This window comes from Methylocapsa polymorpha (assembly GCF_045689225.1).
Taxonomy (GTDB): Bacteria; Pseudomonadota; Alphaproteobacteria; order Rhizobiales; family Beijerinckiaceae; genus Methylocapsa; species Methylocapsa polymorpha.
In genome coordinates, this window is the sequence record NZ_CP136862.1 from 465903 (window position 1) to 490695 (window position 24793).

Here is a 24793-nt window from a genome sequence, read left to right on the forward strand (position 1 = left end):
CCGGCAAGCTGACATGTTCGATAAGATCCTTATCGCCAATCGCGGCGAAATCGCCTTGCGGATTCTGCGCGCCGCCAAGGAGCTTGGCATCGCGACGGTCGCCGTTTATTCGACCGCCGACGCCGAGGCCATGCACGTGAAGCTCGCGGATGAATCGGTCTGCGTCGGACCGCCGCCCGCGCGCGATTCCTATTTGAACATTCCAGCCCTGCTCGCCGCCTGCGAAATCACCGGGGCCGAAGCTCTGCATCCGGGTTATGGATTTCTCGCCGAGAACGCGCGTTTCGCCGAAATCCTCGCCGACCATCACATCGTATTCGTCGGCCCCAAGCCAGAGCATATCAGGATGATGGGCGACAAGATCGAGGCCAAGCGCACCGTGAATGCGCTCGGCATTCCTTGCGTGCCGGGCTCGGCTGGCGCGATCGCGGGCGATCACGAGGCCGCGGCGGTCGCTCGGGAGCTCGGTTACCCGGTCCTCGTCAAGGCGTCGGCTGGCGGCGGCGGACGCGGAATGAAGGTCGCCCGGTCGCAGGACGAGCTATCAGTCGCGCTTGCAACCGCAAGATTGGAAGCCAAGACGGCGTTCGGCGACGACGCGGTCTATCTCGAAAAATTTCTCGAAAAGCCCCGCCACATAGAGGTCCAGATTCTGGGCGACGGGCGCGGCAAGGCCATTCATCTTGGCGAGCGCGAGTGCTCCCTGCAGCGTCGGCATCAGAAGGTCTGGGAGGAAAGCCCGTCCCCGGCCCTCAATGCGTGCCAGCGCCAAGAGATCGGCGAAATCTGCGCAAGCGCAATGCGCAAGCTCGGCTACGCCGGGCTCGGCACGATCGAGTTTCTCTATGAAGAGGGACAATTCTACTTCATCGAGATGAACACGAGAATTCAGGTCGAACATCCGGTGACCGAAATGGTCACCGGCGTCGATCTCGTCAACGAGCAGATCAAGATCGCCGCCGGCTCGCCGCTGTCCCTGACCCAGGAGCAGATCGTTTTTTACGGGCACGCGATCGAATGCCGGGTCAACGCCGAACACGCCGCGACATTCCGGCCTTCGCCTGGCGCGATCGCCTATTACCATCCACCGGGTGGCCTCGGCGTTCGCGTCGATAGCGCGGTTTACGCCGGCTATACGATTCCGCCGACCTATGATTCGCTCGTCGGCAAGCTCATCGTGCATGGGCGCAACCGCAACGAGGCGCTGATGCGGCTGCGCCGCTCCCTCGACGAATTCATCATCGATGGCATAGACACAACGATTCCATTGTTTCAAACGCTGGTTCGAAACGCCGACATTCAGAACGGCCTCTATGACATCCATTGGCTCGAAAAATTTCTCGCCACCGGCGGGATGGATGTAGCCGCGGCCTGACCCCGACGCCCGCCGGATCGTCGCGCCACGGCCACGATTCACATCGAGGCAATAGGCCGGAGCTCCGAGCATTTGCAGGTCGCGCCGAAACCGGCGCCTCCGCTGTCATTTAGTTGACGCCCTTCGAGCGCTATGACCTGAGCCTGTCGAGCAAACCCAGAGCCGGGCACACGCTGGCGCTGATGAGCGCACGGCGTCGGGCCAAAACAGGAGTGTGCAAGCTTGCCAAATCTGAATGATATCTGGTCGCACATCAGCTCGGCTTTCGCCGGCAATCATCAGGACAAAGCAAAGAAGCCGAAACTATATGACTTCGATTTGTCGGGAAACGCGTACAAGATTCGCCTGCTCCTGAATATTCTCGGCGTAGACTACGCAAAGCAGAACGTGAACCTGCTCAAGAAGGAGCAAAAGGCCGCCCATTATTTGAAGCTCAACGCCTTCGGCGAAGTTCCCGTATTCGAGGATGGCGATTTGCGCCTGCGCGACTCGCTGGCGATCTTGATCTATGTCGCTGGCAAGTATGACCTCGCTCGCAGCTGGTGGCCGGTTGACGCCGCGTCCCAGGGTCTCGTCAGCCAGTGGCTTGCGACCGCCGGCCATGAATTGAAGAGCGCCAGCGACGCCCGCATCGCAAAAGTTGCGAATTACGACCTCGATTTGCCGAAGCTTCAGGATCGCGCCAAGGCCCTATTCAACATCATTGACGCGCACCTCCATGGCCGCGATTGGCTAGAGCTTGGTCGCCCGACGATCGCCGATATCGCCGTCTTCCCTTACACCGCGCTGGCCGAAGACGGAGGCATCTCGCTCGAGCCTTATCCAAACCTGCGCGCATGGATTGAACGGGTTAAAGGCCTGCCGGGTTTCATTCCTCTTCCCGGACGTTGACTTTCGCTTGGACTTTCCCTTCCCCCCGATCGCTCGCGCGGGTCTCGTCGCGCGAGCTTCGGCCTCTCTCGCTTGTGCCCTGGCGCGCCTCCAAGAAGCCGCGCGGACGAGATCAAAACGTGATCATCGTGCGTAGCCCGAAAACCGCGGCGTCCGGAATCCGCCCGACCGCGGGATGAACGGGATCGATCACGCCGCCGCTCGGGCGGAAAATATATTGGAAATCGGGCAGAACGATCCAACCCGGAACGATCTGCGCCTGATAGGTGAACTCGAGCGCGAGCTCATAGTTGCGGATCGGCAAGGCCTCGCCCGCATAGAGAGCCGTATCCCGATCGAGCGCGCCGACCGGCGGGGAGACTTTGGTAAAGGCCGCGGCGCAGCCAAATTGATCATCCGGTCTTTGCCGCTACAAGCCCATGAAATCGACCCCCGCCTCGGCGTAGAAGCTGACGAGATTGCGGTCCGAAGGACTCGCCGATACGCGCGCGAATAAGCCGACGCCTTTCTTTAGATCATCTCCCGGCAGACGCCAAAGCATCTGATCGATGACGCCATAGACGCAATAATCCCCTCTATGGGTCCGCGCCACGCCGTCGCTTGTCGGGCTGGCGAGCGACTGACCGTCGACGTCGAAATGGTTATCGTTGAAACGGCCGAAGTGACGCCAGGCGCCGAGCTCGATCGTCCCGGCGAGGGCTGGCGTCGTCTTGTTTTGATTATAGGCGAATTGCACCTCGCCGAAGAGCAAAGGCGGGTCCTTGAGGCGGAAACTTATCCCGGCAGATCCTTGATCTGCTCCAAGCCTGTGAACCCCGCCCCCGCAGGGTCGCCGTTAAATATGGCGGCGAGCAACGTAACCTGATTATTTGGGGTCACTTTGAGACGAGCGCCGGGCGTCGCCAGCGGATAGCCTGGGCCGCCGCTCGGACGATTCTCCGCAGTGTTATTCGGCCAGCCGAACGTTCCATTGACGTAGAGATCATTGCCGAATTCGCTGATGAACAACTCGTTGTCGGCCGCCAATTGACCGACGCGGACCGACGCTACGTCGGCGAACAGCTTCTGCTCGGCCCAAAGCTCGTAAAGCCGCGTCGTCGGCCGCGCCTCGAGGCTGCTGATGTTCGAGAAATTGTCGATATTATAGGCCGACAGACCGCAGCCTTGGATCTGATAGGCATTGACGCGGAAGCTGGCGCCGGTCAACCCCGCGAGCTTTGCGAGGTCGGCGTCGACCTTCATGTAGAGCACGCTCTGGTAGCTCGCGCCTTGCTTGACCCCGCCCGTGGGATTTCCGAATGTGTCCTGGATGTAATCCAGTTCGAAATCGACTCCGCGGTCGAGCCGCCCTTTCTTGAAATCCCCCAGCGCCGGAATGAGAGAGGAAATCGTCGACTCAGCGGCCGCCGGGGGAGCCACAACCCCTTGCGCAGGAGTCGACCCCATGTCCTCCGCATGAGCGACGTCGCAGGCCGGCGCGGCCAACCCCGTCAGAAGAATTGGCAGCAGCGCCGCCAAGCCACGCAACGCGTCTCGGCCTCCGGCGCCATTGATCGAGACGAGTCCGAGCCTCGCGCATGCCGCCGCCCCAACGCGGTCATTGTCCAGGATGTCGCGGCCGAAAGATAAAATAATAAAAGCCGCCATCTAAAATATATTTTGCATATTTATTCAAGTCTAGATCTATGTTTGTTATGTTGCTGTCATATTTCTCTATTGGAGGCGTTTACTTGATCAAAAGTTCCAGCGCGACATGAGGGGAAGTCATCGAAGGGCGCGCGCGGCGCTTGCGACAAGATCGTCGCAGACGGATGCTTTGCGGCATTCGAAATGGCGGCAGGAAGAATAAAACTGAAATCGATTCCGAACGGGTAGCCCGCATTCGGAAAAGCAAATTCGTAAGTCATTGAAAAGACTGGAGCGGGTGAAGGGAATCGAACCCTCGTATTCAGCTTGGAAGGCTGCTGCTCTACCATTGAGCTACACCCGCATGCGCCTTTGCTTCGATGCTATCGAGGGCCGTGAGCTAGCCCTTTCGCCGGTTCACGGCGGATTGAACGCATCTCGACGCAGCCGCCATCCTATAATCATGACCTCGTCCTGCGTCAAACCCGAGGCGATGGCGACGTTTCGCTCGGTTTTGGCTATCATATTGATTCAACGCAAACATCGACGAACAGCCGCGATCAAATCGGTTTGCGCCTGGCGCCGCCAGGGATCAATACCCAGTGACGATGGGCAGACAAGGCTGTTGCGGCGGCCCAAGGAAGGCCAGATGTTGCGACTCAAGTCGTTGAACGAGGCTCAATTTCGATGCGACCGCGTCGCGTATCTTGACCCAGTAATCGCGCTCCCGTCCCGCCCCTGCGACGGCGAGATTGAGCAACGCATAGGCCACGACATAGTCCTGCGGAACGCCTTGGCCTTTGTCATACATGAGCCCGAGGAAATATTCGGCGCTTGGAAAATTCTGCTCAACTGCGCAACGGTACCACCCCGCCGCGACGACGAAGTTTTGCGGGACGCCCTCGCCATTGGCGAACATGAAGCCTAGATAGGTTTGCGCCCTTGGGTCGCCAGCGACGGCGAGGTCTGAAAAGATCTGCGCCGCTCGCGTGTAATTGTGAGCTGACAAGGCGGCGGTCCCATCGCGGAAAGACTCCGCGACGGCGGGGCTCACAAGACCAAGGATGAAAACGAACATGCCGAGCGCGGACCGGAAATTGCGGCGCGCGCCCCGCTTCGAAGCAAGACGCCTCGCGGCGACAGACCTTAATCTCTCGAGTCTTTGTGCGAGGGCGGAGATCGCCATTGCCTTCCTCTCCCCATAGGCTGGAGAATATGATCTCGGGGGATTTAGCTTCGACGGAGACATTCGCCGACCGTCCACGGCTTCGAGGGACAACAAGAGGCGGCTCGCTCAATACTCGTAAAATGCTGCTTCGAGCAGCCAACAAAGCCAGATCGCAGGCGCGAAGAAAAGCCCGAAGGGCAATCGCGCGCCCGCGCGGAGAGGACGATGCGCGAGAAGGCCGCCAAGCGCATAGGCAGCCAGCGCGGCGAGCGCCGCGATCTCGATTGCGACCGGGACGAAGGTCCATTCGAGCCAGGCGCCGGCGACCGCGGCGAGCTTCACGTCGCCGAGGCCTATTCCCTGCCGCTTGCGCACGCGCCGATAGATTTCGCGAAGACCGAAGAAGGCGAGGCTCAAAACGACGCCCTGCGACGCGGCGATGATGATTCTCTCGGGCGCGCCTTCGAAGCTGATTTGCGACGCATTGGCCAAGGCGAGAAGAAAAGCGGCGAGGCTCAACTGATCGGGGATGATGAAGGAGCGCGCATCCACGATTGCAATCGCGATCATGAGAAGCGCCAGGGCGGCGCCCAAAAGCCCGGCGAGGCCGGGCGCCGCGACAATGCTCAAAAGCGCCGCGCCGCCAGCGATGATGACGACGGCGGCGCAAATAAGCAATTTTCGCCGCGCTGTCGACGCCATTGTCGATCCGCCCGAAGCCGAATGGATCTCATCCCCCGGCGAAGCTATCTCGGCCGGCAAGAGACGGTCGAATTCGGCGCAGTCACGAAGCCTGGGCATTGGACGGGCGCTCATGGATTCGGCGACACGGCGCCCGGCGGATGATAGGAGGTGATCTTGTCTCCGCGCATCTTCGAGCGCAACTCCTCCGCGACAAAGGAGGCGTCGACTCCGTCGCGGATGATTTGCGGCCGGATGAAGATGATGAGCTCCGTGCGTTTGCCTTGCTTGGCGTAATTATTGACGAAGGCGTTGCCAAAGACCGGTATCTGGTCGAGACCGGGAATGCCTGCGCGATCCCCATTCTGGTTGTCCTGGATAAGGCCGGCGAGCAACACTGTTTGGCTATCCGCGACCAGGATTGAACTCTTGACCTTGCGTTCAGAGATCGTTGGCGTGAGATTCGGGTTATTCGGTTGGCAATTCTGGCACTGGCTGATCTCCTGCTCGACGTCGAGCAGAACGTTGCCGTTGGAGTTGATGCGCGGCAGAATGCGCAGGATAATACCCGTATTCTTGTAGTCAATTGTATTGACGACCGTATTGTTTGTCGTCAACACCGTCGCCGAGCCTGTCGATATCGGCACCTGATCGCCGACTGTGAGGGTGGCGACCTGATTATCGATGACGACGAGGGACGGATTGGAGAGGACCTTGGTGGTGGTATAATCATGCAAGGCGTTGATGATGACTTGCGGCGTATATTTCGAGCCGAGAAGAAGATTGAAGCCCGGCTGCGTGGTGCTCAAAGGTAGTGAACCCACTGTGTTCATGACGCCAACCGGGCCGGCGCCCGCGCTGACGGTAGATGTCCCACTGGAGCTAACGCCGCCCAGCGTATGTCCCAGAAAAAACTGCACGCCGTAATTGAGCTCGTCGTTGAGCGTGACTTCGGCGATGGTGAGATCAATCGCGACCTGCATGCGGGGACGGTCAAGCTGATTGAGCGCCCTTTCGATGATGCGATAGCTTTCCTGATTGGCGTAGATCACGACCGAATTGTTAGCGGCGTCGGCCATGATCCGGACGCCGGCCAATAGCGCGGGGCCCGAGCCGCTCCGCGACGAAACCGGCGCGTTGGACAATGCGGAACCGCCCGCGGCGGCGCCATTGTCCTGGCCGTCGGCCCCGCCGCGCAACGCTCCGAACGGGTTCTGCGGCTGTGTTTGAGTTTGAGTTTGCGCGGTCGCTGTCGTCGTCGTCGTCGCTGGAGGCCCTCCGGTGAGCCGTTCCGCGGCGGATAAACTCGAAGATCCCGCGCCGGGCGCGATTTGATTTGCGGCCGAGTCGAGTGCGCCGCCTCCGCCGCCGCCGATGAATAGATCGCTGAGCAGCTTCGCGATCTGCTTCGCATCGCCGTAGCGGACCCTATAGACCTTGACGCCGGTGCTCGCCGTCGTCGAACCGTCGAGGCGGCCGATCCATGTTCCGGCGGCTTGCAGCAATTCCGGCTTGCGCGCCACCACCAGAATAGCGTTCAAGCGGCTGACGGCCTGCAGCTTGACCAAGTTTTGACTCATGCCCGCTTCGCCCGAATCCAGGATTTTTTCGAGCTCTGCGATCAAGGGCTCGGGCGTCGTGTTATGGACTGGGAAAACCCCGACCGACTGGCCGCGCATCCAGTCCACGTCAAAGCTGAGAACCGTGTCGACCGCGCTGCGGCGCTCGACTCCATTGCCGACGACGACGAGCAGATTATTCCCGGCGTCGGCCCGCACCGATCCGGCCTTCGCGGCAAATCCCTCCAGAAGCTTCATGATTGTCGGCGCCGAGACATGCTGCAGCGGAATCACCGTGACGCCATAGCCCGGCTCCAGACGACGGTCCTGGTCCGTCCGATCGACGCTGCCGCTGCCGATCGCCTCATCGGCCGGAACGATGTGATAGCCTCCCACATCATGAACCAATACGGTGTTGCTCGTGCGCAAAGCGCTTTCCAGCACGAATAACAAATGGTTCTTGGGGATCGGCCGTCCCGATGAAAGGCTGATGGAGCCTTGCACCCGTGGATCGATCGTGTAGCCGAGGTTGAGAATATCGCCGAGAATGACCTTCGCGACCGTCGTCACAGGCGTATTTTCGAAATTCAGCTCGACGCCGTCGCCGCTTCCTGGCGAGTCGGCCGATCGAGAGGCTCGCGAACCGCCGCTCCCATAATACACGAGAGGCCGGTCGGCCGCCCCTGCCGCCGCGCCTGTGTTGACGTTTTCAGCCGATCGCGGGAACCTCGGCTGCAGGTCGATGGCGCGGACATGGTCCAAGGCGTCCGGCAGATCGTTGGCCCCCACCCCGATCGGCGCAGACCCGCAAGCGGCAAGCATCCCACAGACCAACAAAATAAGCGCCGCAGATGATGCGGCGCGATGTAAACGAATCTCTTGGACGCGAACGCTAAACAACAAGGTTACCTAAGACCAAAGACCGCATGCCTGCGCATGAAAATGCGCGCCGCCAATATGGTCGGCTTCAACCCTTGCGTGAAACTTGGCTAATTTTGCCGCTCTGGTCAAGATAAATATAATGTCATTTTGTCGACATTAAACCGCCACATCATCGCCCTATCGATTGGAGCTTGCGAGCTTTTTGAAATCCGTATAGAGCTATGAAATGGTCCACATTGCTGTCGAAGACTTCGCAAAGCACCTGATCAATAAGAACTATTTACTTACTGATGCTGCGCTCATTTCTATTTCTTCGACTGCGCCGAATACTGAACATACTCTACGCAAGCTTTGGGAATCCACGGATCTCTCGGCAAACGGCTTTGCCGACGAAGTGGCGCAATTTTATGGGCTGAAACGGCTCAGTCTGCCACAGTTGGTCGCAGCCGCAGCTTTGACCGAACGGTTTTCGCCTCGCTTCCTGCGCGAGACCGCAATCTTTCCCTTCGAGGCGCCCAAAGGCCAATTCAGACTTGCGGTCGCCGACCCGAGCGATTCCGCCGCCGTGCGTGCGGCTGAGATCGTTCTCGGCGGACCAGTCGAGGTGGAAGTCGCCTCGTTTGAGGATATCGCAACCGTCCTCGGCGAGCGGCTGGGCGGCGAGGAGACGGCGGCGCAAGATGGGGGCGCGAGCGTCGCCCGCTCCGACGACGACATCGAGAGCCTGCGCGATCTCGCGAGCGGAGCCCCTGTCGTGCGCGCGGTCAACGACCTGCTCGAAAAAGCGATCGAGCTCCGCGCCAGCGACATTCACATCGAGCCCTTTAGGACCGGCCTCACGGTGCGCATGCGGGTTGACGGCCTGCTTCGCGCAACGCCGGCGCCGAGCGACGCCTTGCCGCAAGCGCTGATCTCGAGGATCAAGATTCTCGCCGGCCTCAACATCGCCGAGAGGCGTCTGCCGCAAGACGGCGCGGCGCGGCTGAAGATCTCCCGCGCGGAAATCGATATTCGCGTCGCGACCATGCCAGCGCAGCACGGCGAGTCGGCGGTCCTCCGCTTGCTGCCGCGCGACCGCGGTCTGCTCGACGTCGCAAAGCTCGGCCTGTCGAGCGCGGACGAAAAAATCGTGAGCCGCCTGCTTGCGCTCCCGCACGGGCTGATCGTCGTGACGGGGCCGACCGGCAGCGGCAAAACGACGACGCTTGCGACGCTGCTCTCAATTCTCAACGAGCCATCGCGCAAGATTCTCACGATCGAGGATCCGGTCGAATATGAAATCCAGGGCGTCAACCAATCGCAAGTGAAACCCTCGATCGGGCTGACCTTCGCTGCGGCGATGCGTTCTTTTCTTCGTCATGACCCTGACGTCATCATGGTCGGCGAAGTGCGCGACGCGGAAACGGCGGGCATCGCCATACATGCGGCGCTTACGGGACATCTCGTGCTTACAACCCTGCACACGGAGACCGCCGCCGCCGCGATTCCGCGCCTGCTCGATCTCGGGGTTGAAGGCTTCCTGTTGAAGTCGACGCTGCGGGCCGTGATCGCGCAGCGGCTTGTCCGCGTTCTTTGCGACCGTTGCAAAAGCACGCGCCTATTAAGTTCCGAAGATCTCGACAACGATCCCCGCTTTAGCGCCATCGGCCTGAAGGCCGGGGACTCCGTGTCCGAGCCTGTAGGCTGCGAGCGCTGCGGCGGCGTTGGCTATCGCGGCCGAAACGGCGTGTTTGAATTGCTTGAGCTGAATGAGGACGTGCGGGAGCTCGTGGGAGCGCATGCCGACGCGCATAAGATCGACCAGGCCGCCCGGCGCTCGGGCATGACGACCATGATCGAGGACGCGGTCGCCAAATGCCGCGCCGGCGTAACCTCGGCGTCCGAGGTTCTGCGCGTCACCACAGTGCGCTGATCATGGCGAGCTTCCGTTATCGAGCCCTGACCCAAAACGGCGAAGTCGTAAGCGGCTCGATCACCGCGCCGACCGCGGCGGAGGTCGCCCATCGCATCGAATATCTCGGCCTCATTCCGATTGAAACCGTCAATGACGACGGTCGGAGGGCGGGCTCAGGCTGGAATTTGTCTTTTCTGTCCGCCCCCCGTCCCGAAGACGTGACCTTCTTCACCGGCGATCTCGCGCTTCTCCTGAAGACCGGGGCTCGCATCAACGACGCTCTTGCCTTGTTTACCGACGATTCGGACATTGGCCGGCTGCGCCCGACGATCGCCAAGATCACCGCCGCCATAATGGCGGGCGAGAGCTTCGCCGATGCGCTCACCCACCACCCCAGCCTCTTTTCGCCCATGTATATCGCCCTCGTGCGCGTCGGAGAGGCCTCGAGCACTCTGGCCAATATCCTGGAGGTTCTCGCCGCCGAACGAGTCCGCGCCGAGGCGCTGCGGCGGCGCTTCAGCGACGCTCTGCGCTATCCCGCCTTTGTCCTGGCCGCGGCGAGCGCCGTTCTTATTTTCTTCCTGACCTTCGTGCTGCCCCAGTTCGCGACAGTGCTGCGCGACTTCAACGCCAAGCTCGATCCGATCGTGCTTGGCTTCCTCGGTCTTTCAGATTTCCTCCACGCGCATATGCAAGCGCTCGCCGTGGCGCTTGTCGTCCTCGTCGGAGGCGGATGGTATGTCCTGAGCCAACCGACGGTGCGCGGCTCGATCATGGAGGCGCTCGCGCGCTTGCCGCTCGTCAGCAGGGTTATGAGCTTTCATCGGACGTCCTTGTTCTGCCGAAATCTCGGCGTTCTGCTCGGCGCCGGGGTCGCGCTCACGACGACGTTGCGGATTCTCGCCGACATGATGGCGACGACAGGACGCTCTCCCGCCTGGAGCAAGACCGGAGACCTCGTCCGCCATGGCGGCAAGCTTTCCGATGCGCTCGCCGAAACAAAGGCGGTTCCGGCCATGGCCATTCGCACCTTGCGGCTCGGCGAGGAATCCGGCCAATTGCCCATGCTCGCGGAGCGCATCGCCGAATTCTACGAAGCCAAGCTGCAACGCAGCCTGGATCGGCTGGTCGGCGTCATCGGACCTGTCGCGATCGTTGGAATCAGCATCATTGTCGGCGGCCTGATCGTCTCGGTCATGACCGCTCTCATGTCAGTGAGCCAAGTCGTCGGATGAAACGGAGCGAATTTCGATGAACATATTCAGCATGGCGAAAATATCGAGCGCGTGGCCGCGCGGGCTGAGGCGGCGAAGCTCGATAATGGGCGCGGAAGACGGCTTCACGCTCGTCGAAATCCTGGTCGTGATCACGATCATCGGCCTCATCATGGGCCTCGTCGGACCGCGCGTCCTCAATTACCTCAGCGAGTCGAAGGTCAAGGCGGCGACGATCCAGATCCAGAGCTTCGCGGGCTCGCTCGATCTCTTCTATCTCGACGCCGGACGTTATCCGACGACAGCGGAGGGCCTCGCCGCTCTGACGCAGCGCCCCGCCGGAGCGACAGGGTGGAACGGCCCCTATTTGAAGAATGGCTCCGTCCCCAACGATCCCTGGGGACACCCCTACATCTACCGCTCGCCCGGACAGCACGGGCCTTATGACATCGCCTCCAATGGCTCGTCCGGCCAGGAAGGCGGGACAGCCTCGGCCGCCGCCATCACCAGTTGGGCGAAGCGATGATGCGCAGCCGCGCGGACAGCGGGTTCACCCTGCTCGAGACTGTGTGCGTTCTCGCGATCGTCGCAATGCTCGCGGCGATCGCCCTGCCTGCGTTTCCGCATCGGACCTCGCGCGCAAGGCTCGAAGCCTATGCGCTCGAGGCGGCCGCTTTGCTCAAGGCCGACCGCAATGCGGCGATAAGGCGGGGCTCGCATATAGCAACGGAGCTCAGCGCGGCGTCCAAGACAATGCTTTCCGGCGCGAGCGGGCGTTTGCTGCAATTGCCAGACGACGTCGCTTTCAACGCAATGCTCGCGGCGCAATGCGACCAGCGCGCCGCGGGGACTTCGATCGACTTCTTTCCGTCGGGAATGTCATGCGGCGGAACGCTCTCGCTCTCGCGGCTCGGGACAACCTTCGAGGTCCGCGTCGCCTGGTTGACGGGAGGGATCGAAGTTGTTCCAGTCAAAACCTTTTGAGCGTCAAGACAGCAAGCCCACAGCCAGCGAGCGCCGCGCCGGCTTCACCCTCATCGAGGCGCTGGTCGCGCTCGCCATCGTCGCAATATCCTTGACCGCGATCGGGTCGCTCACGGCCGCGAATATTCGCGCGCCCCGCAAGATCGAACAGCATCTTGGGCTCGTCGAGACATTGCGGGCGATAGAGACAGGCCTTCCCGACCGCGCGAACCTGTCGCCGGGAAATCTCTCCGGCGAACTGGCGGCGCATCAATGGTTGGTTGAAATCCAGTCCTTTCCGGATGAAATCGTCGATTCGCCCAAGCCCAACCCGTGGGCGCCTCAGTCCGTCGCCATAATCGCGCAATCGCCGTCCGGAGCAACGCTCAGGATCGACACCATACGCCTGCGCCAAGTGGCGGGTCAATGAGACGCGCGCGCACCCTAGTTCAACTCTTGGCCTCGGATGCCCGCGGCTTTACGCTCTTCGAAGCCCTGGTCGCGGTCGCCTTGATGGGTCTGATCCTCACGATTCTCGGGACCGTGACCGCGCAATGGCTGCCGAGCTGGAAAGCCGGATTCGGCCGCGTGCAGCGCACCGAGCTGCTTGGCCTCGGGCTCGACCGGATCGTCGCCGATCTCGCCGCCGCGGAATTCATCTCGCCAAGCGGCAAGGGCAAAAGGCCCCTCTTCGACGGATCGCCGAGCTCCGCCATATTCGTGCGATCGGCGATCGGTCCCAATAAATCCGGCGGCCTAGAGATCGTGCGGCTCGCCGACAGCGCCGACGACCACGGTCTCGTTCGCGCGCGGGCGCCTTTCACGCTCATCGCGGACGGAGCCGCCGGCGCCGGCGAGTTCGAATTTTCCGACGCAATCACGCTCATGCGCGACCCGTTTCGCGTTTCCTTCGCCTTCGCCGGCCGCGACCGCGCATGGCGCGACACATGGAGCAACGCCCTACAACTGCCGGACGCCGTCCGCGTCACCGTTCGAGACGGCGCGACGGATCAGATCCTCGCGGTTTCGACGGCGGCCCTCTTACATGTGAACGCGCCAGCGGAATGCGCTAGCGTGAATTCGGCGGCGGGATGCATCCAAACGCTTGAAAGACCCGAAGATCCAGGGCGGCCCTGACGATGGAGCTTCGATGAGCCGCTTTTCACGCATATTCCTCTCCAAGCTGATCTTCCCGCGAGAACGAGGCGCGGACGGCTTCATCATCGTCGCCGTCCTCTGGATTCTCGCAGCGCTCGCGACGCTCGCCGGCGTCTACTCGGTTTATGTCTCCAACACGGCGATCGCGGCGCATGTCGGCGACGACCGGCTCCGCGTGGAAGCATTGGTCTCGGCGGGAGTGGAGCTGACCGCCTATCGGCTGGTCGCGTTCGAGGAAAGCAAGCGGCCGACCTCAGGCGCCTTCGCGTTCCGGCTCGGGCGCTCCGACGTCGCTGTCGAATTTCGGTCCGAAGGCGCCCGGATCGACCTCAACGCCGCGCCGAAGGAATTGCTGGCCGGCCTGTTTACGACGCTTGGCGCAAAACCTGAAAACGCGCAATATTTTGCGGACCGCATTATCGGCTGGCGGACAAAGTCCGAGGCGGCTGGCCAAAACAAGGAAGCCGACGCCTATCGGGAAGCGAGGCTGAGCTATCCGCCCCGGCAGGCGCCATTCCAGAATGTCGCTGAATTGCGGCTCGTTTTGGGACTGCCCCCGAATCTTGTCGAAAGCGCTTTGCCGTTCGTGACAGTTTTTAATGGCCGCGCGGAAATCGACGTCATCGAGGCCGCGCCCGAGGTCGTCGCATCCTTGCCCAAAATAAACCCTAGCATCGTCGGCGAGATCCTCGCGCGACGCCATGTGCAAACTCCGGAAGCCGTGATGGCGCTTCTTGGCGCCGCCCGCTCCAGCGTCGCGATAGAGGGTCGCAAAGCGACGCGGGCCAGCGTTCGCGTGGCGCTCGACAATGGCCGCCGCGTGAACGCCGACGTCGTCCTCCTCATCCTCGAGGAGGGCCAGGAACCCTATCGAATTTTGTCGTGGCGCGACGATTTCGATGGCCCCGTTTGACCGCCCGCCGAGAATGGATGCGAAATGGACTGGCGCCGCAAGATTGTCGAAGCATTTTCACAATGGATCGACCACGTCGAGGCGGCGATCCTCGCGAGCAGCGAATCGATGCGCTCGGCGCGGCGCCTGCGCCTCGTCGAAGGCCGCGACGGGGCCTTCTCGGCGCAAGCAAGCTCGGACAAGGCGAGCCCCGACTGGCCGAAAGAGCCGATCCGCATCGTCGACGGGCGCATCGATCCGGCGGCTTCCGCCAGTTGGGCGCCAATGTTTAACCGGGCTCGAGTCGAGCTTGTGCTGCAACCCCATCGCTTCATGTTCAGGCCGCTCGAATTGCCCGGCCGCGCCTCGGACTTCCTTGGAGGGATCATCCGCGCCCAAATCGATCGCCTGACGCCCTGGAGCGCCGCCGATGCTGCTTTCGGCTGGCGTCCTTCAAGCGAAGTCGTAAACGATCGGATCATCGTCACAATCGCGGCGACGGCGCGCAGCCTGATCATGCCTTTCGTGAACCCGTTCTCGGGATTCGGCGTCGAATCGGTCATCGTATCGGCGCCCTTGCAGGAGGCTGGCTCCGAAGCCGAGTCGATCAAAGTGTTCGAGCAGAAGGTCAAGGGAGCAATCGATGCGCACCGATTGCGCCGCGCTCTTGTCGCGCTGCTTATCGGAGCGAGCGCGCTCAGCGTCGCAGCGGTCGCCGCGGCGGTCATCGTCGGCGGCGATTATCGGAGCGAGCGCGCTCGCCAGAGCGCGTCAGCGTCGCAGCGGTCGCCGCGGCGGTCATCGTCGGCGGCGATCTAGAGTCGCGAGGCGACGTCACGCAACGCGTCGCCGAGCGGCGGGCGGCGCTGGGCTCAGCGCGCGATGCGTCAGGCGAAGCCGCGCTGGCGCAGCGCAAGCGCGAGACGCCTTCGAGCGTCATCGTCATTGAGGCGCTGTCGAAGATCCTGCCCGACCACACCTATCTGACCGAATTGCGCATCCAAAGCGACAAGATGCAGATCGTCGGAGTGACGCGCGACGCTCCATCGCTGATCCGCCTCATCGAGCAATCCGCCCATTTCACCAAGGCGGTCTTTTTCGCGCCGACGACGCGCTCGGCTTCCGAAGCCGGCGAGCATTTCTCCATCGAAGCCAAGATCGAACCGGTTTACAGCGAATGATCCAGGCCCGCTCGCTCACAAATCAGCTCTCACGCGCGCAGGCTTCGGCGATCGCCGGTTATGCTGCGGCCATAGCCGGATTCGTCATTATCGTCTGGCTCGCGCTTTCAAGCCTTGCTGATGATTACGCGGCGTTTTCGGCCGCCTCCGAACTCCTCGACGAGATGGAAGGCCGCAGGACTCCATTGGCGCAGCTTGGCGCCGCCTCCGGCCATGTCGCGTCCGGCTCTCCCTTCCTGGAAGGTCCAACTGTGACCGTCGCCGGCGCCGCGCTCCAGCAGCGAGTCGTCGCCGCGGTCAAGGACGCCGGCGGCAATGTCCTGTCTTCGCAAATCGACTTGCAGGGAACGCAAGCCAATGAAGGCTATGTCACCCTCACGGCGAATTGCGAGATCGACCAAACCTCCTTGCAGCAGCTGCTCTACGATCTCGAGGCCGGAATGCCGTTTCTTTTCATTGACCAACTCGTGATCCAGACGCCGCAGTCCAGCGGCGAAAAGGAGGGCGGCCCAATGCGCGTTCGAATCGACGTCTCCGGTCAATGGCAGGTCGCGAAATGATCCGGCGCGCAACAGCCTGCCTGATGTTGGCGGCCGGCTCTCTTATGGCCGGCGACGCCATCGCTCAAGCGCCGGAGAGCGCCAACCTCATCGTAGGCGAGCCGGGTCCGACTCGTCCGGGGTCCGAACCGGCGGAGCTTGGACAGCCGACTGTCGGGCAGCCAGACGTGGGGCAGCCAAACTCGGGACAACCAAACTTGGGGCAACAGGACCCGGGACAACAGGACCCGGCGCGGCAGCCGCTCAATCCCAAGGACCAGGCGCCGCAACAGCGGGCGGCGAGCGCGAATCCGCTGTGGGGAATCCCGCTCGACACATTAGCCGTCACGCGGGAGCGTCCAATCTTCTCTCCCTCCCGGCGACCGCCCGCGCCGCCCATGGCCGCGCCGGTCATTGCAGCGGTCGAGGCGCCGGTCGTCGAGGCGGCCGAGCCGGAGCAGCCGCCCTTCACGCTGCTCGGGACAGTCATCGACGACACTAGCGAAAGTCTTGCGATCTTTTTCAGCCAAGCCTCAAATTCGGTCATTCGGCGACGCATAGGCGAAGAGGAGGCCGGATGGATTCTGCAGGCGATCGACCCAAGAACGACGACGCTGGAGAGAGGCGCGCGTCAGGTCACGCTGGGGCTGCCAGCGCGCAACGCGGAAGTCGCGCAAAACGGCGAACCGCCGCACATCGAGCCTCCGCTCCCGGGACCGCCGCGCGTCTCGCCCGAGCCTCCCAGGGTCATGCCGCCGGGTCGCGATCATAGGGCTCAGAAGCGACAAAATCAGTGACAACGCACGAAGCGCCGGCGCTTGCGAGGACGCCCCTCAATGCGCGAGCCGCTCCAGCAAATCCCGCACATGGACCTGGTCGGATTTGTAATTGCCGGTCAGCGTATACATCACGAGATTGACGCCGCCGCGAAGCGCGAGCTCGTGCTGCCGTCGACCGCCGGGCGTCAGCGCATAGAGGCTTTCGCCGTCGGGGTCGCTCGCCCAGCCGGCGGCGAGATCATTCGACGTGATGATGATTGGCGAGACGCTATCGCCGGAGCGGGCCGGTCGCGCCCCTCCGTCGGCGGGGGGCGGAGGCAACGCTTCGATCCAGGTCTCCCCGATCGCGTAGCGGCCGATAAAGCCGTCGATGAGGTAGAAGGTCTTCGTCACGACATGATCAAGCGGCACCGGCTCGAGCTCGGGCACGTCGACGCCATCGAGCAATTGCCGCAGCCATCGCGCTTCCGGTGTGGGCGGGCCGCCTGGACGCGCTGCGAGCGCGTCGCGCGTGTCGAAGACAATCGTGCCGCCTTGCTTCATGAAGGCGCTGATCTTGGCGATCGCCGCCTGCGGCGGTTGCGGGCGCGACGCCACGATCGGCCAATAGAGAAGCGGATAAAAGCTTAATTCGTCGCGCGCCGGATCGACGCCGACCGGATCGCCAGGCGTGAGCGAGGTGCGCCGCGCGAGCGAGCGCGAGAGGCTCGCAAGACCCTGCCGACTCGCCTCGTCGACTTTCGGGTCGCCGCTCGCCACATAAGCGAGCCTCGTCGTCAGCGCCGATTCGAGATCGCGGGACGAAAGCGGGGGCGCCGCAGGATCGGCCAGGGCTCGCATCGGCGCGACCAAAACGCCGCAACCGAGAATGATCAGCATGAGACCGGCGACGACGCGACGCGACGGGCGGCGCAGGCCGCCGGAAAGCCAGAGGGACGCCAGCGCGTCGGCGGCGAACAACAGGAATGCGCCGGCGATCAGCCAGGGGTTCAGGTCAATCGGCTCGGAGCCTCGCAAGGGCTCCACAGCCACGCCAAGACCGGAGAAATCCGCCGCCGCGATTGTCGCTTGCGGCTGCAAGGCGTTGACCGCGATGAGAGCGTCCGAAGCCCCATAGAGTCCCGGCGGATGCTCGGCGTCGGCTGGCCCGTCGAAGCCGGCCGGAATGGGCTTGGCGCTCGGCGGCGGGGGTCCAAGAACGCCGAATCCGTCAAGTGTTCGGTTGGGGGGAACCATGCGCTGTTCTTCGGCCTGTCCTCGGACGCCCTCCCCTGCGGACGCGTCTTTCGCGGTTTCGCCTGATAAAGCGACGATCTTGCGCAGCATGTCCACGAATAATCCCGAAAGCGGAAGATTCGACCAGGTCGTATCGGCCGTCACATGGAACAAGATCGTCATGCCCTTGCCGAGCCGCATGGCGGTCACGAGCGGCGTGCCATCCGAGAGCTGGGCCAGCGTCTTGGCCGGAAGGCCCGGATCTGGTTCAGCCAGAACCTGACGCGTCACCGTGACTTCCGCCGGAACCGCCAATCCGAAGAATGGGCTTTGCCGCTCGAAGGGCGCAAGCGTCTTGGGCGTATCCCAAGACATCGATCCGCCGAGAACCCTCCCGCCGCGGCGCAGCCGGACAGGGACGAGATCGTCCGCCGCGCCGGCGAGATGCGATCCGGCGAAGCGCAAGAGGATGCCGCCGTCCTCGACGAAGCGCAGAAGATCCTCATGCGCCGGCCCCGACACCGCGCCAATGTCGGCCAGGATCATGATCGCCACATGATCCTCGAGCAAAGACCGGATCGGATCGGCGGCTCCCGGCCTCGCCTCGCGCATGTCGGCGAAGGGCGACAGCGCTTTCACGAGATAGTAGTTCGGCGCGAGAAGCGGTTGCGACACATCGGCCGTTTCGCCGCTGACGAGGCCAATGCGGCGGCGGCGCCCGCGTTCGTCGAGAAGCGAAACCGCCGCCGCGGAACGTTCATCCGCGATCTCAAGCCGGGCGACCTCGTTGCGCAATTCGACAGGCATTTCAAATCGGGCCTTCGTTTCATTCGTCACGGCGAAATCGAAAGCCGCCGAACCGATCGCGAGCCCCTTGAGATCAAGCGCGCGAACAAGCCCACGCTCCGGCCCGCCTGGCGCCGAGCGCAGCACCCGCGCCTCGAGCCCTCCGGCGAGATTTTCTGGCCCCGCCAGCGCTCGAACCGGGTCGGCGCCAGTCACGATCGTAATATGCGCCGGCAAGGCGGCAAGCTTGGCGGCGAACTCGCGCGCGTGGCCGAGCTCGATCCCGTCGGTGATCCAGACGATCGAGCTATTGGGATGATTGGCGGTAAATTTTTCAATAACTCCGAGGACGGGGAGCCGTTCAGGCGCAAACGGCGCCGGCTTGACGGCGCGCAGCCGCTCCAGCGCCTTGCCAGCGTCAACCAGCGTAATCTCGCGGCCTTCGTCCGAGGCCGCTGCGACGGCGATCGGCAGCGACCTTCGTCCCGCCGCCTCAATTCGTTCCGCCGCGGCGGCGATCCTGCGATCCCAGCTTGGCGCCGCCGGCCAGCCGTCGTCGATGACGACGAGCATAGGGCCCTCCCCGGCCTCGACGGCCGGCAAGGGGTTCCAGACCGGCCCAGCCATGGCGAGAATGATGCAAGCGGCGATCGCAAGGCGCAAAAGCAGAAGCGGCCATGGCGTCCGCAAGGGCGTCTCTTCCTTGGGGCGGAGGTCGAGGACGAGGCGCAATGGCGGGAACGGCGTCTGGCGCGGCCGCGGCGGCGTGATGCGCAGGAGGTAATAGAGCAGCGGCAAGGCGGCGAGCGCGCCGAGCACAAGAGGAGCCGCGAAAGCGAGAGGGAGGCCGAGCATCAGGGCGCCGGCTCACGCGAAGCATGTTCAAAATTGGCTTCGAGCTGCATTCGCAAGGCGAGCAAAGCCTCGGAGGCCGGCCGATCGGTCCGATGCAGCATCAAGCTCCATCCCCTCGCCCGCGCCGCCTCCCGGATGGCGTCGCGATGGGCGGCGAGCCGGCGAACATATTCGTCGCGGAACGTCTCGGCCTGTCCGACGCGCAGCCGGGCTGGCGAATCGACGTCGATGAATTCGGTGTGCCCGGAAAAAGGAAACGTCTCCTCGACCGGATCGGCGATTATGACGAGATGGCCGCGCGCGCCGGAGCCGCTCAACGTCTCGATCATTCTCGCAATATCCTCTGGATCGCTGAGAAAATCGCCGATCAGAATTGCCTGAGCATTGCGCGCGAGATTCGTTGCGGGCGGAAGCTCCGCCGGCTCGAAGCCAGGGGCGCTCTCCTCCTGCAGCAATGTTTCGGCGAAGCGCTCGACAATGTTCCTGACGGCAATCGGCCGCATGAGGCCAAGCAGGCCGACGCGTTCGCCGCCGCGCATCAGGAGATCGGCGGCGGCGAGGCCGAGCACGAGCGCGCGGTCGATCTTCGGCTGCAAAGCGAGCCTCGATGCAAATCTCATCGATGCGGAGCGATCGATCCAGATGAAGACCGTATGCGCCGCCTCCCACTCACGCTCGCGCACATAGAGGCGGTCGTCCCTGGCGGAGCGGCGCCAATCGATCCGGCTCGCGGCCTCGCCGGCGACAAAGGGACGAAATTGCCAGAAGGTCTCGCCCATGCCGGCGCGCCTTCGTCCATGCACGCCATGCATCACGCTCGCCGCGACCTCCCGCGCGGCGACGAGCAGGCTCGGGAAACGCCGCGCGAGCAGAAGAGCGTCGTCCTGTTGGCGCGGGCCGATGCGGCTTTCGTCCCTGTCGAGCAGTCGCGCCTGCGGCATGGTCAGCCAAGCCGCCCGGTTAGCCGGGTCACGAGATCAGAGACGGTTTCCCCTTCGGCGCGCGCCGCGAAGGTGAGAGCCATGCGGTGCTTGAGGACTGGAACGGCGAGGGCGGCGACGTCGTCGATCGAGGGCGAAAGCCTTCCGCCAAGAAGCGCGCGGGCGCGGGTCGCCAGCATCAAGGCCTGCGCCGCGCGGGGCCCCGGACCCCAGGCGATATGCTTGTTGATCGCCGGATCGCCTTCGCCCGGACGCGCCGAGCGGACGACATCGAGAATGGCCTCGACAATGCTTTCGCCGACAGGCAGCCGGCGCACGAGGCGCTGCGTCGCCATCAGCTCTTCCGCGTTCATGACGCGCTTTGCTTCCGTCTTTGTATCGCCAGTCGTCTCGATGAGGATGCGGCGTTCGGCGGCGCGATCGGGATAGACGACGTCGATTTGCATGAGGAAGCGATCGAGCTGGGCTTCGGGCAGCGGATAAGTGCCTTCCTGCTCGAGCGGGTTCTGCGTCGCGAGGACATGAAAGGGCTGCGGCAGGTCGTGCCGTTCGCCAGCTACGGAAACATGATATTCCTGCATGGCCTGAAGCAACGCGGACTGCGTTCGCGGGCTCGCCCGGTTGATCTCATCGGCCATCAGCAATTGCGCGAAGATCGGGCCTTGGACAAAGCGAAAGCTGCGACGGCGGTCCGCCGCCTCCTCCAAGACCTCGGAGCCGAGAATATCGGCTGGCATCAGATCCGGCGTGAACTGCACGCGACGGGCGTTCAGGCCAAGGACCGTTCCCAAGGTTTCGACGAGCTTCGTCTTGGCGAGGCCGGGGACGCCTACGAGCAGCCCATGCCCGCCGGACAAAAGCGTGACCAAGCTTTGCTCGACGACTTCCGTCTGGCCGAAGATGACGGTTTCGATCGAAACGCGCGCCGCCGCGATCCGCTCCAGCGCGGTCTCCGCGGTTCGGGCCATGGCGGCTTCAAACGAAGCCGTAATTGCTTCCGCCATATGATCCTGCCTTTTTGACCCGCCGCCCCGAAGAAACCCGATCGCTTTCACTTCGCTTATAGCTGATTAGATTAGTCATCAAAATCGCAATGTCGATCGGGGCGGCTCGAAATCACATCGGTTTGACTGCTATAGATTATCGCAGGCGTTGGGGCTCAGATTATGGCTGAAGATTTCTCCGCCGGCGGCGCGGCCCAAAACTTGGTCATCGAGGGCTTGGCCGAAGCCATAGAAGCCGCTGGCGCGCGCGGCGAACCGCAAAGGGCCTTGCCGCCGGTCGAGCAATGGAATCCGCCCTTTTGCGGCGACATCGACATGAGAATCGCGCGCGACGGCTCCTGGTTTTACCGGGGAACGCCGATCAACCGGCCCGCCCTCGTCCGCCTTTTCTCGACAATCCTTCGCAAGGACCCTGACCGCTACGTTCTCGTGACCCCGGTCGAGCGGGTTGGCGTCACCGTCGAGGACGCCCCCTTCATCGCGGTGGAAATGACGGCGACGAACGAGGGGGCGGGTCAAGCCTTGCGCTTTCGGACCAATGTCGGGGACTGGGTCACGGTCGACGCCGAACATCCGCTGCGTTTCGAGAGAGGCGAAGCCGACGGAGTGAAGCCTTATGTCCTTGTGCGCGGCGGCCTGTGGGCGCTCGTCAACCGAGCCCTGACGCTCGATCTCGTTGCGCTTTGTGAAACCAGGGCGCATGAAGGCGCGCGGCGCTTCGGCGCTGCCTCGGCCGGAGCCTTCTTTCCGCTCGCGGATGCGGCCGACGTCGAAGCCGCCGAGACGAGCGAAGCGACCGGGAAAAGCGAGAGCGCCGATGCGGGCCGCAGCGCCGTCTGAACAGCAGTTTGCGCCGGAAAGCGTCTTCGCCCATATCCAGTCTCGCCTCACCCTCGTTGCGCCCGCGCGCGACTGTCCGGCTGGCGCGCTTGCGCTGGGCGATCACGCGCTGAATGAACCAACCGCCAGGGTCGCGCATTGCGCAAGCGCGCGGTCGGCGGCGGTCCTCGTCGGATTGGTCGCCTATCCGGGCGAGGTGAGGGTCATCTTGACCCAAAGGGCTGCCGCCTTGCGCGTCCATTCTGGCCAGATCGCATTTCCCGGCGGCAAGATCGAGGCGCAAGACGCAAGCCCGATCGCCGCCGCGCTGCGCGAAGCCCATGAGGAAATCGGCCTCGACATCCGCCACGTCGAGCCGCTCGGTTATCTCGATCCGTTTTTGACCGGCACCGGCTTTTATATTCTCCCCGTGGTGGCCAAAGTCACGCCGCCGCTTGTCCTCGAAATCAATCCGCATGAGGTCGAGGACGCTTTCGAGGTTCCCTTCGCGTTTCTCATGGATGCCGCCAATCACACGCGGGACGCGCGCGAATTCGACGGAAGGATGCGTCATTTTTATGCGATGCCTTATGGCGAGCGCTATATTTGGGGCGTCACGGCGGGCATTCTCCGCAATCTCTATGAGAGGCTGTACTCCTGATGTGGCGCATAATGCTCGAGCCGGCGCTTCTGTTCGCCTCGCCTTTCGTCGTCTATTTGATCTACCTCGCCTTGCGCCGGACCTATCCTTTCGCGGTGGATCATTGGACCCATAGCGCGGTTTCTTCGCTCGCCTTAGCCGGACTCGTGATCGCCGTCGCCGGCATGCTCGCCTTCGGCATTTTCGCGGTTCGACATGAGGGTGCCTATGTGCCGGCCCATATCGAAAACGGCAGACTGGTGCCGGGGCGCCTGCAATGAGCGGCGCCGGTCGCGCGCGCCGGCGTTAGAGCGCTTCCCGATCACGCGGCCGCACGTGATCGGGAAGGAATCGCTCAAACTCACAAGGCTTGAGCATGTCCTCATCAAAAAACTCGATCAATTTATTTGAGACCTGCTCCGAAGCGCCGGAGGCCGCGACGGCGTTGCTGCAAAACCAAGCCCTGGTCCAAATTTTCGCCGCCCTCGACAAAGATGGAGATGAAACGCGGATCGTTGGCGGCGCTCTGCGCAACGCCCTTTTCGGACGTCCTGTTCACGAAATCGATCTCGCGACGACCGCCGCGCCCGAGACGGTGATGGCGCGGGCGAAGGCTGCGGGCCTGCGCTGCATTCCGACCGGGCTTGCGCATGGCACCGTGACCTTGCTCGTCGAAGGCGAGACTTTCGAGACGACGAGCCTGCGCGAGGATGTCGAGACGGACGGGCGCCGCGCCAAAGTCCGCTTTGGCCGCGACTTCGAGACCGACGCCTTGCGGCGGGATTTCACGATGAACGCGCTTTTCATGACGCGCGACGGCCGGCTCTTCGATTACGTCGGCGGCCTTAAGGACATCGCGGCGCGAAAGGTTCGCTTCATCGGCGAGCCGGCGCGCCGCATCTGCGAGGACTATTTGCGCATCCTGCGCTTCTTCCGCTTTTCGGCTGAGTTCGGCGAAGGCCCGCTTGATCCGGCCGGGCTCGCAGCGGCCCTGCGCGAGCGTGAAGGCCTCGCCTCTCTTTCGCGCGAGAGAGTCCGCGCGGAGATCCTGAAGCTCTTTTGCGCGCGGCGGGCGGTCGAGGTCAGCGAGGAGATTTGCCGGGCCGGTCTGCTTGGGCCGCTTCTCGCTTCGGCGCCCAATCCGGCCCGGCTGCGACGAGTCGCCGCCATAGCCCCTGAGCCGGCCGCAGGACCCGCTCCTGCGGCTCGCCGCGCTTTGCCTCGATCTGCCGGAGGACGCAGAACGCTTGCGCGAGCGCCTGCGCCTTTCCAACGCGGAGTTCAAGCGCCTCGAGCGCGCGGCGGTCGCCCACACGGAGCTGCACGGGCGGGAAGATCCTCCGAAACCCGATGAATTGCTCCGCTTACTGTTTCGCCACGGCCGCAGAGCCGCGCTCGACGCTACTTTCTTGGCGCAAGCGGAGGCGCGCGCGCCCAATGCCGAGGAATGGGATATTGCGCGCGGTTTCCTTCATGATGCCGCGGAGCCGCGTCTCCCGTTTTCCGGCACCGATCTCACGGCGCGCGGCGTCACGGAAGGCCCCGCCATTGGCGACGCATTGAGGCGTCTAGAGGGCCTTTGGATCAGCGCGGGATTTCCCGACGACCCGCAACGACTGGCCGAGCTGCTCGATGACGCAGTCGCTCAGTCGAAACGGTCAATCGCACAGGGCGATGCGGGATGAAACATCCCGCCAAGCTCGCATCCGCGGCGGCGAAGCCGCCCCGCCG

At 63.2% G+C, this 24793-nt stretch carries 25 protein-coding genes, 1 tRNA gene and 1 pseudogene; 18 read left to right on the forward strand and 9 right to left on the reverse strand.

Going from position 1 to position 24793, the window contains the following annotated elements; genetic code table 11:
* The first annotated feature begins 13 nt into the window (after positions 1–13).
* Positions 14–1375, forward strand: coding sequence for an acetyl-CoA carboxylase biotin carboxylase subunit (accC, locus tag RZS28_RS02285; RefSeq protein ID WP_407339601.1), 1362 nt, complete (start codon positions 14–16; stop codon positions 1373–1375).
* Between the two features lie 222 nt (positions 1376–1597).
* Complete coding sequence (locus RZS28_RS02290; protein WP_407339602.1) at positions 1598–2266, forward strand: glutathione S-transferase family protein; 669 nt, start codon at positions 1598–1600, stop codon at positions 2264–2266.
* Between the two features lie 112 nt (positions 2267–2378).
* Here the strand turns inward: RZS28_RS02290 and RZS28_RS02295 are convergent.
* The 6 genes and pseudogenes from RZS28_RS02295 to gspD all read right to left on the reverse strand — a co-directional run bounded on the left by RZS28_RS02295 (position 2379) and on the right by gspD (position 8122).
* Positions 2379–3002, reverse strand: a pseudogene (locus tag RZS28_RS02295) (carbohydrate porin).
* 38 nt (positions 3003–3040) lie between these two features.
* Positions 3041–3913 (reverse strand): carbohydrate porin, encoded by an 873-nt coding sequence (locus tag RZS28_RS02300; protein WP_407339603.1) that lies wholly within the window; start codon positions 3911–3913, stop codon positions 3041–3043.
* Positions 3914–4182: 269 nt separating this feature from the next.
* A tRNA-Gly gene (locus RZS28_RS02305) sits at positions 4183–4256 on the reverse strand.
* Between the two features lie 228 nt (positions 4257–4484).
* On the reverse strand, positions 4485–5078 hold the full coding sequence (locus RZS28_RS02310; RefSeq protein WP_407339604.1) for a tetratricopeptide repeat protein: 594 nt from the start codon (positions 5076–5078) through the stop codon (positions 4485–4487).
* A gap of 108 nt (positions 5079–5186) precedes the next feature.
* On the reverse strand, positions 5187–5861 hold the full coding sequence (locus RZS28_RS02315) for a prepilin peptidase (RefSeq protein ID WP_407339605.1): 675 nt from the start codon (positions 5859–5861) through the stop codon (positions 5187–5189).
* Positions 5862–5872: 11 nt separating this feature from the next.
* The gene (gspD, locus tag RZS28_RS02320; protein ID WP_407339606.1) at positions 5873–8122 is read right to left on the reverse strand and encodes a type II secretion system secretin GspD; all 2250 of its coding nucleotides are present in this window, start codon (positions 8120–8122) and stop codon (positions 5873–5875) included.
* A 286-nt stretch (positions 8123–8408) separates the two neighbouring features.
* Between gspD and RZS28_RS02325 the strand changes: the two genes are divergently transcribed.
* The 11 genes from RZS28_RS02325 (at position 8409) to RZS28_RS02375 (ending at position 16820) form a co-directional block, all read left to right on the forward strand.
* Positions 8409–10094, forward strand: coding sequence for a GspE/PulE family protein (locus RZS28_RS02325; RefSeq protein WP_407339607.1), 1686 nt, complete (start codon positions 8409–8411; stop codon positions 10092–10094).
* A gap of 2 nt (positions 10095–10096) precedes the next feature.
* Positions 10097–11311, forward strand: coding sequence for a type II secretion system F family protein (locus tag RZS28_RS02330; RefSeq protein ID WP_407339608.1), 1215 nt, complete (start codon positions 10097–10099; stop codon positions 11309–11311).
* A gap of 85 nt (positions 11312–11396) precedes the next feature.
* Positions 11397–11816 (forward strand): type II secretion system major pseudopilin GspG, encoded by a 420-nt coding sequence (gene gspG / locus RZS28_RS02335; RefSeq protein ID WP_407339609.1) that lies wholly within the window; start codon positions 11397–11399, stop codon positions 11814–11816.
* Positions 11816–12274 (forward strand): Tfp pilus assembly protein FimT/FimU, encoded by a 459-nt coding sequence (locus RZS28_RS02340; protein ID WP_407341022.1) that lies wholly within the window; start codon positions 11816–11818, stop codon positions 12272–12274. Before gspG ends, RZS28_RS02340 begins: the two co-directional genes overlap by 1 nt.
* Complete coding sequence (locus RZS28_RS02345) at positions 12252–12683, forward strand: prepilin-type N-terminal cleavage/methylation domain-containing protein (RefSeq protein ID WP_407339610.1); 432 nt, start codon at positions 12252–12254, stop codon at positions 12681–12683. Before RZS28_RS02340 ends, RZS28_RS02345 begins: the two co-directional genes overlap by 23 nt.
* The gene (locus RZS28_RS02350; protein ID WP_407339611.1) at positions 12680–13390 is read left to right on the forward strand and encodes a type II secretion system protein J; all 711 of its coding nucleotides are present in this window, start codon (positions 12680–12682) and stop codon (positions 13388–13390) included. The genes RZS28_RS02345 and RZS28_RS02350 overlap by 4 nt, the downstream gene beginning before the upstream one ends.
* 13 nt (positions 13391–13403) lie before the next feature.
* A complete protein-coding gene (locus RZS28_RS02355) occupies positions 13404–14324 on the forward strand; it encodes a general secretion pathway protein GspK (RefSeq protein ID WP_407339612.1) in 921 nt (306 codons plus the stop codon).
* A 24-nt stretch (positions 14325–14348) separates the two neighbouring features.
* Positions 14349–15122, forward strand: coding sequence for a hypothetical protein (locus tag RZS28_RS02360; protein ID WP_407339613.1), 774 nt, complete (start codon positions 14349–14351; stop codon positions 15120–15122).
* A gap of 173 nt (positions 15123–15295) precedes the next feature.
* Entirely contained in the window at positions 15296–15484 is a 189-nt protein-coding gene (locus RZS28_RS02365; RefSeq protein WP_407339614.1) for a PilN domain-containing protein, read from the forward strand.
* Entirely contained in the window at positions 15481–16044 is a 564-nt protein-coding gene (gene gspM / locus RZS28_RS02370; RefSeq protein ID WP_407339615.1) for a type II secretion system protein GspM, read from the forward strand. The genes RZS28_RS02365 and gspM overlap by 4 nt, the downstream gene beginning before the upstream one ends.
* Complete coding sequence (locus RZS28_RS02375) at positions 16041–16820, forward strand: hypothetical protein (RefSeq protein ID WP_407339616.1); 780 nt, start codon at positions 16041–16043, stop codon at positions 16818–16820. The genes gspM and RZS28_RS02375 overlap by 4 nt, the downstream gene beginning before the upstream one ends.
* A gap of 36 nt (positions 16821–16856) precedes the next feature.
* On the opposite strand, the gene RZS28_RS02380 is transcribed toward RZS28_RS02375, so the two are convergent.
* From RZS28_RS02380 to RZS28_RS02390, 3 genes are read right to left on the reverse strand one after another with little or no spacing between them, the layout of a single operon-like run.
* Positions 16857–19658: a DUF4159 domain-containing protein gene (locus RZS28_RS02380; protein ID WP_407339617.1), complete on the reverse strand. Its 2802-nt coding sequence runs from the start codon at positions 19656–19658 to the stop codon at positions 16857–16859.
* On the reverse strand, positions 19658–20599 hold the full coding sequence (locus RZS28_RS02385; protein WP_407339618.1) for a DUF58 domain-containing protein: 942 nt from the start codon (positions 20597–20599) through the stop codon (positions 19658–19660). Before RZS28_RS02385 ends, RZS28_RS02380 begins: the two co-directional genes overlap by 1 nt.
* Before the next feature lie 2 nt (positions 20600–20601).
* On the reverse strand, positions 20602–21603 hold the full coding sequence (locus RZS28_RS02390) for an AAA family ATPase (protein WP_407339619.1): 1002 nt from the start codon (positions 21601–21603) through the stop codon (positions 20602–20604).
* A gap of 162 nt (positions 21604–21765) precedes the next feature.
* On the opposite strand from RZS28_RS02390, the gene RZS28_RS02395 reads away from it, so the two are divergent.
* The 5 genes from RZS28_RS02395 to RZS28_RS02415 all read left to right on the forward strand — a co-directional run bounded on the left by RZS28_RS02395 (position 21766) and on the right by RZS28_RS02415 (position 24747).
* Positions 21766–22443: a DUF1285 domain-containing protein gene (locus RZS28_RS02395; RefSeq protein ID WP_407339620.1), complete on the forward strand. Its 678-nt coding sequence runs from the start codon at positions 21766–21768 to the stop codon at positions 22441–22443.
* On the forward strand, positions 22421–23083 hold the full coding sequence (locus RZS28_RS02400; RefSeq protein ID WP_407339621.1) for a CoA pyrophosphatase: 663 nt from the start codon (positions 22421–22423) through the stop codon (positions 23081–23083). Before RZS28_RS02395 ends, RZS28_RS02400 begins: the two co-directional genes overlap by 23 nt.
* The gene (locus RZS28_RS02405; RefSeq protein WP_407339622.1) at positions 23083–23343 is read left to right on the forward strand and encodes a DUF6111 family protein; all 261 of its coding nucleotides are present in this window, start codon (positions 23083–23085) and stop codon (positions 23341–23343) included. Before RZS28_RS02400 ends, RZS28_RS02405 begins: the two co-directional genes overlap by 1 nt.
* Before the next feature lie 95 nt (positions 23344–23438).
* Positions 23439–24416 carry a CCA tRNA nucleotidyltransferase gene (locus tag RZS28_RS02410; protein ID WP_407339623.1) on the forward strand — a complete coding sequence of 326 codons (978 nt, stop codon included), beginning with the start codon at positions 23439–23441 and terminating at the stop codon, positions 24414–24416.
* 55 nt (positions 24417–24471) lie between these two features.
* On the forward strand, positions 24472–24747 hold the full coding sequence (locus tag RZS28_RS02415) for a hypothetical protein (RefSeq protein WP_407339624.1): 276 nt from the start codon (positions 24472–24474) through the stop codon (positions 24745–24747).
* Positions 24748–24793 lie beyond the last annotated feature (46 nt).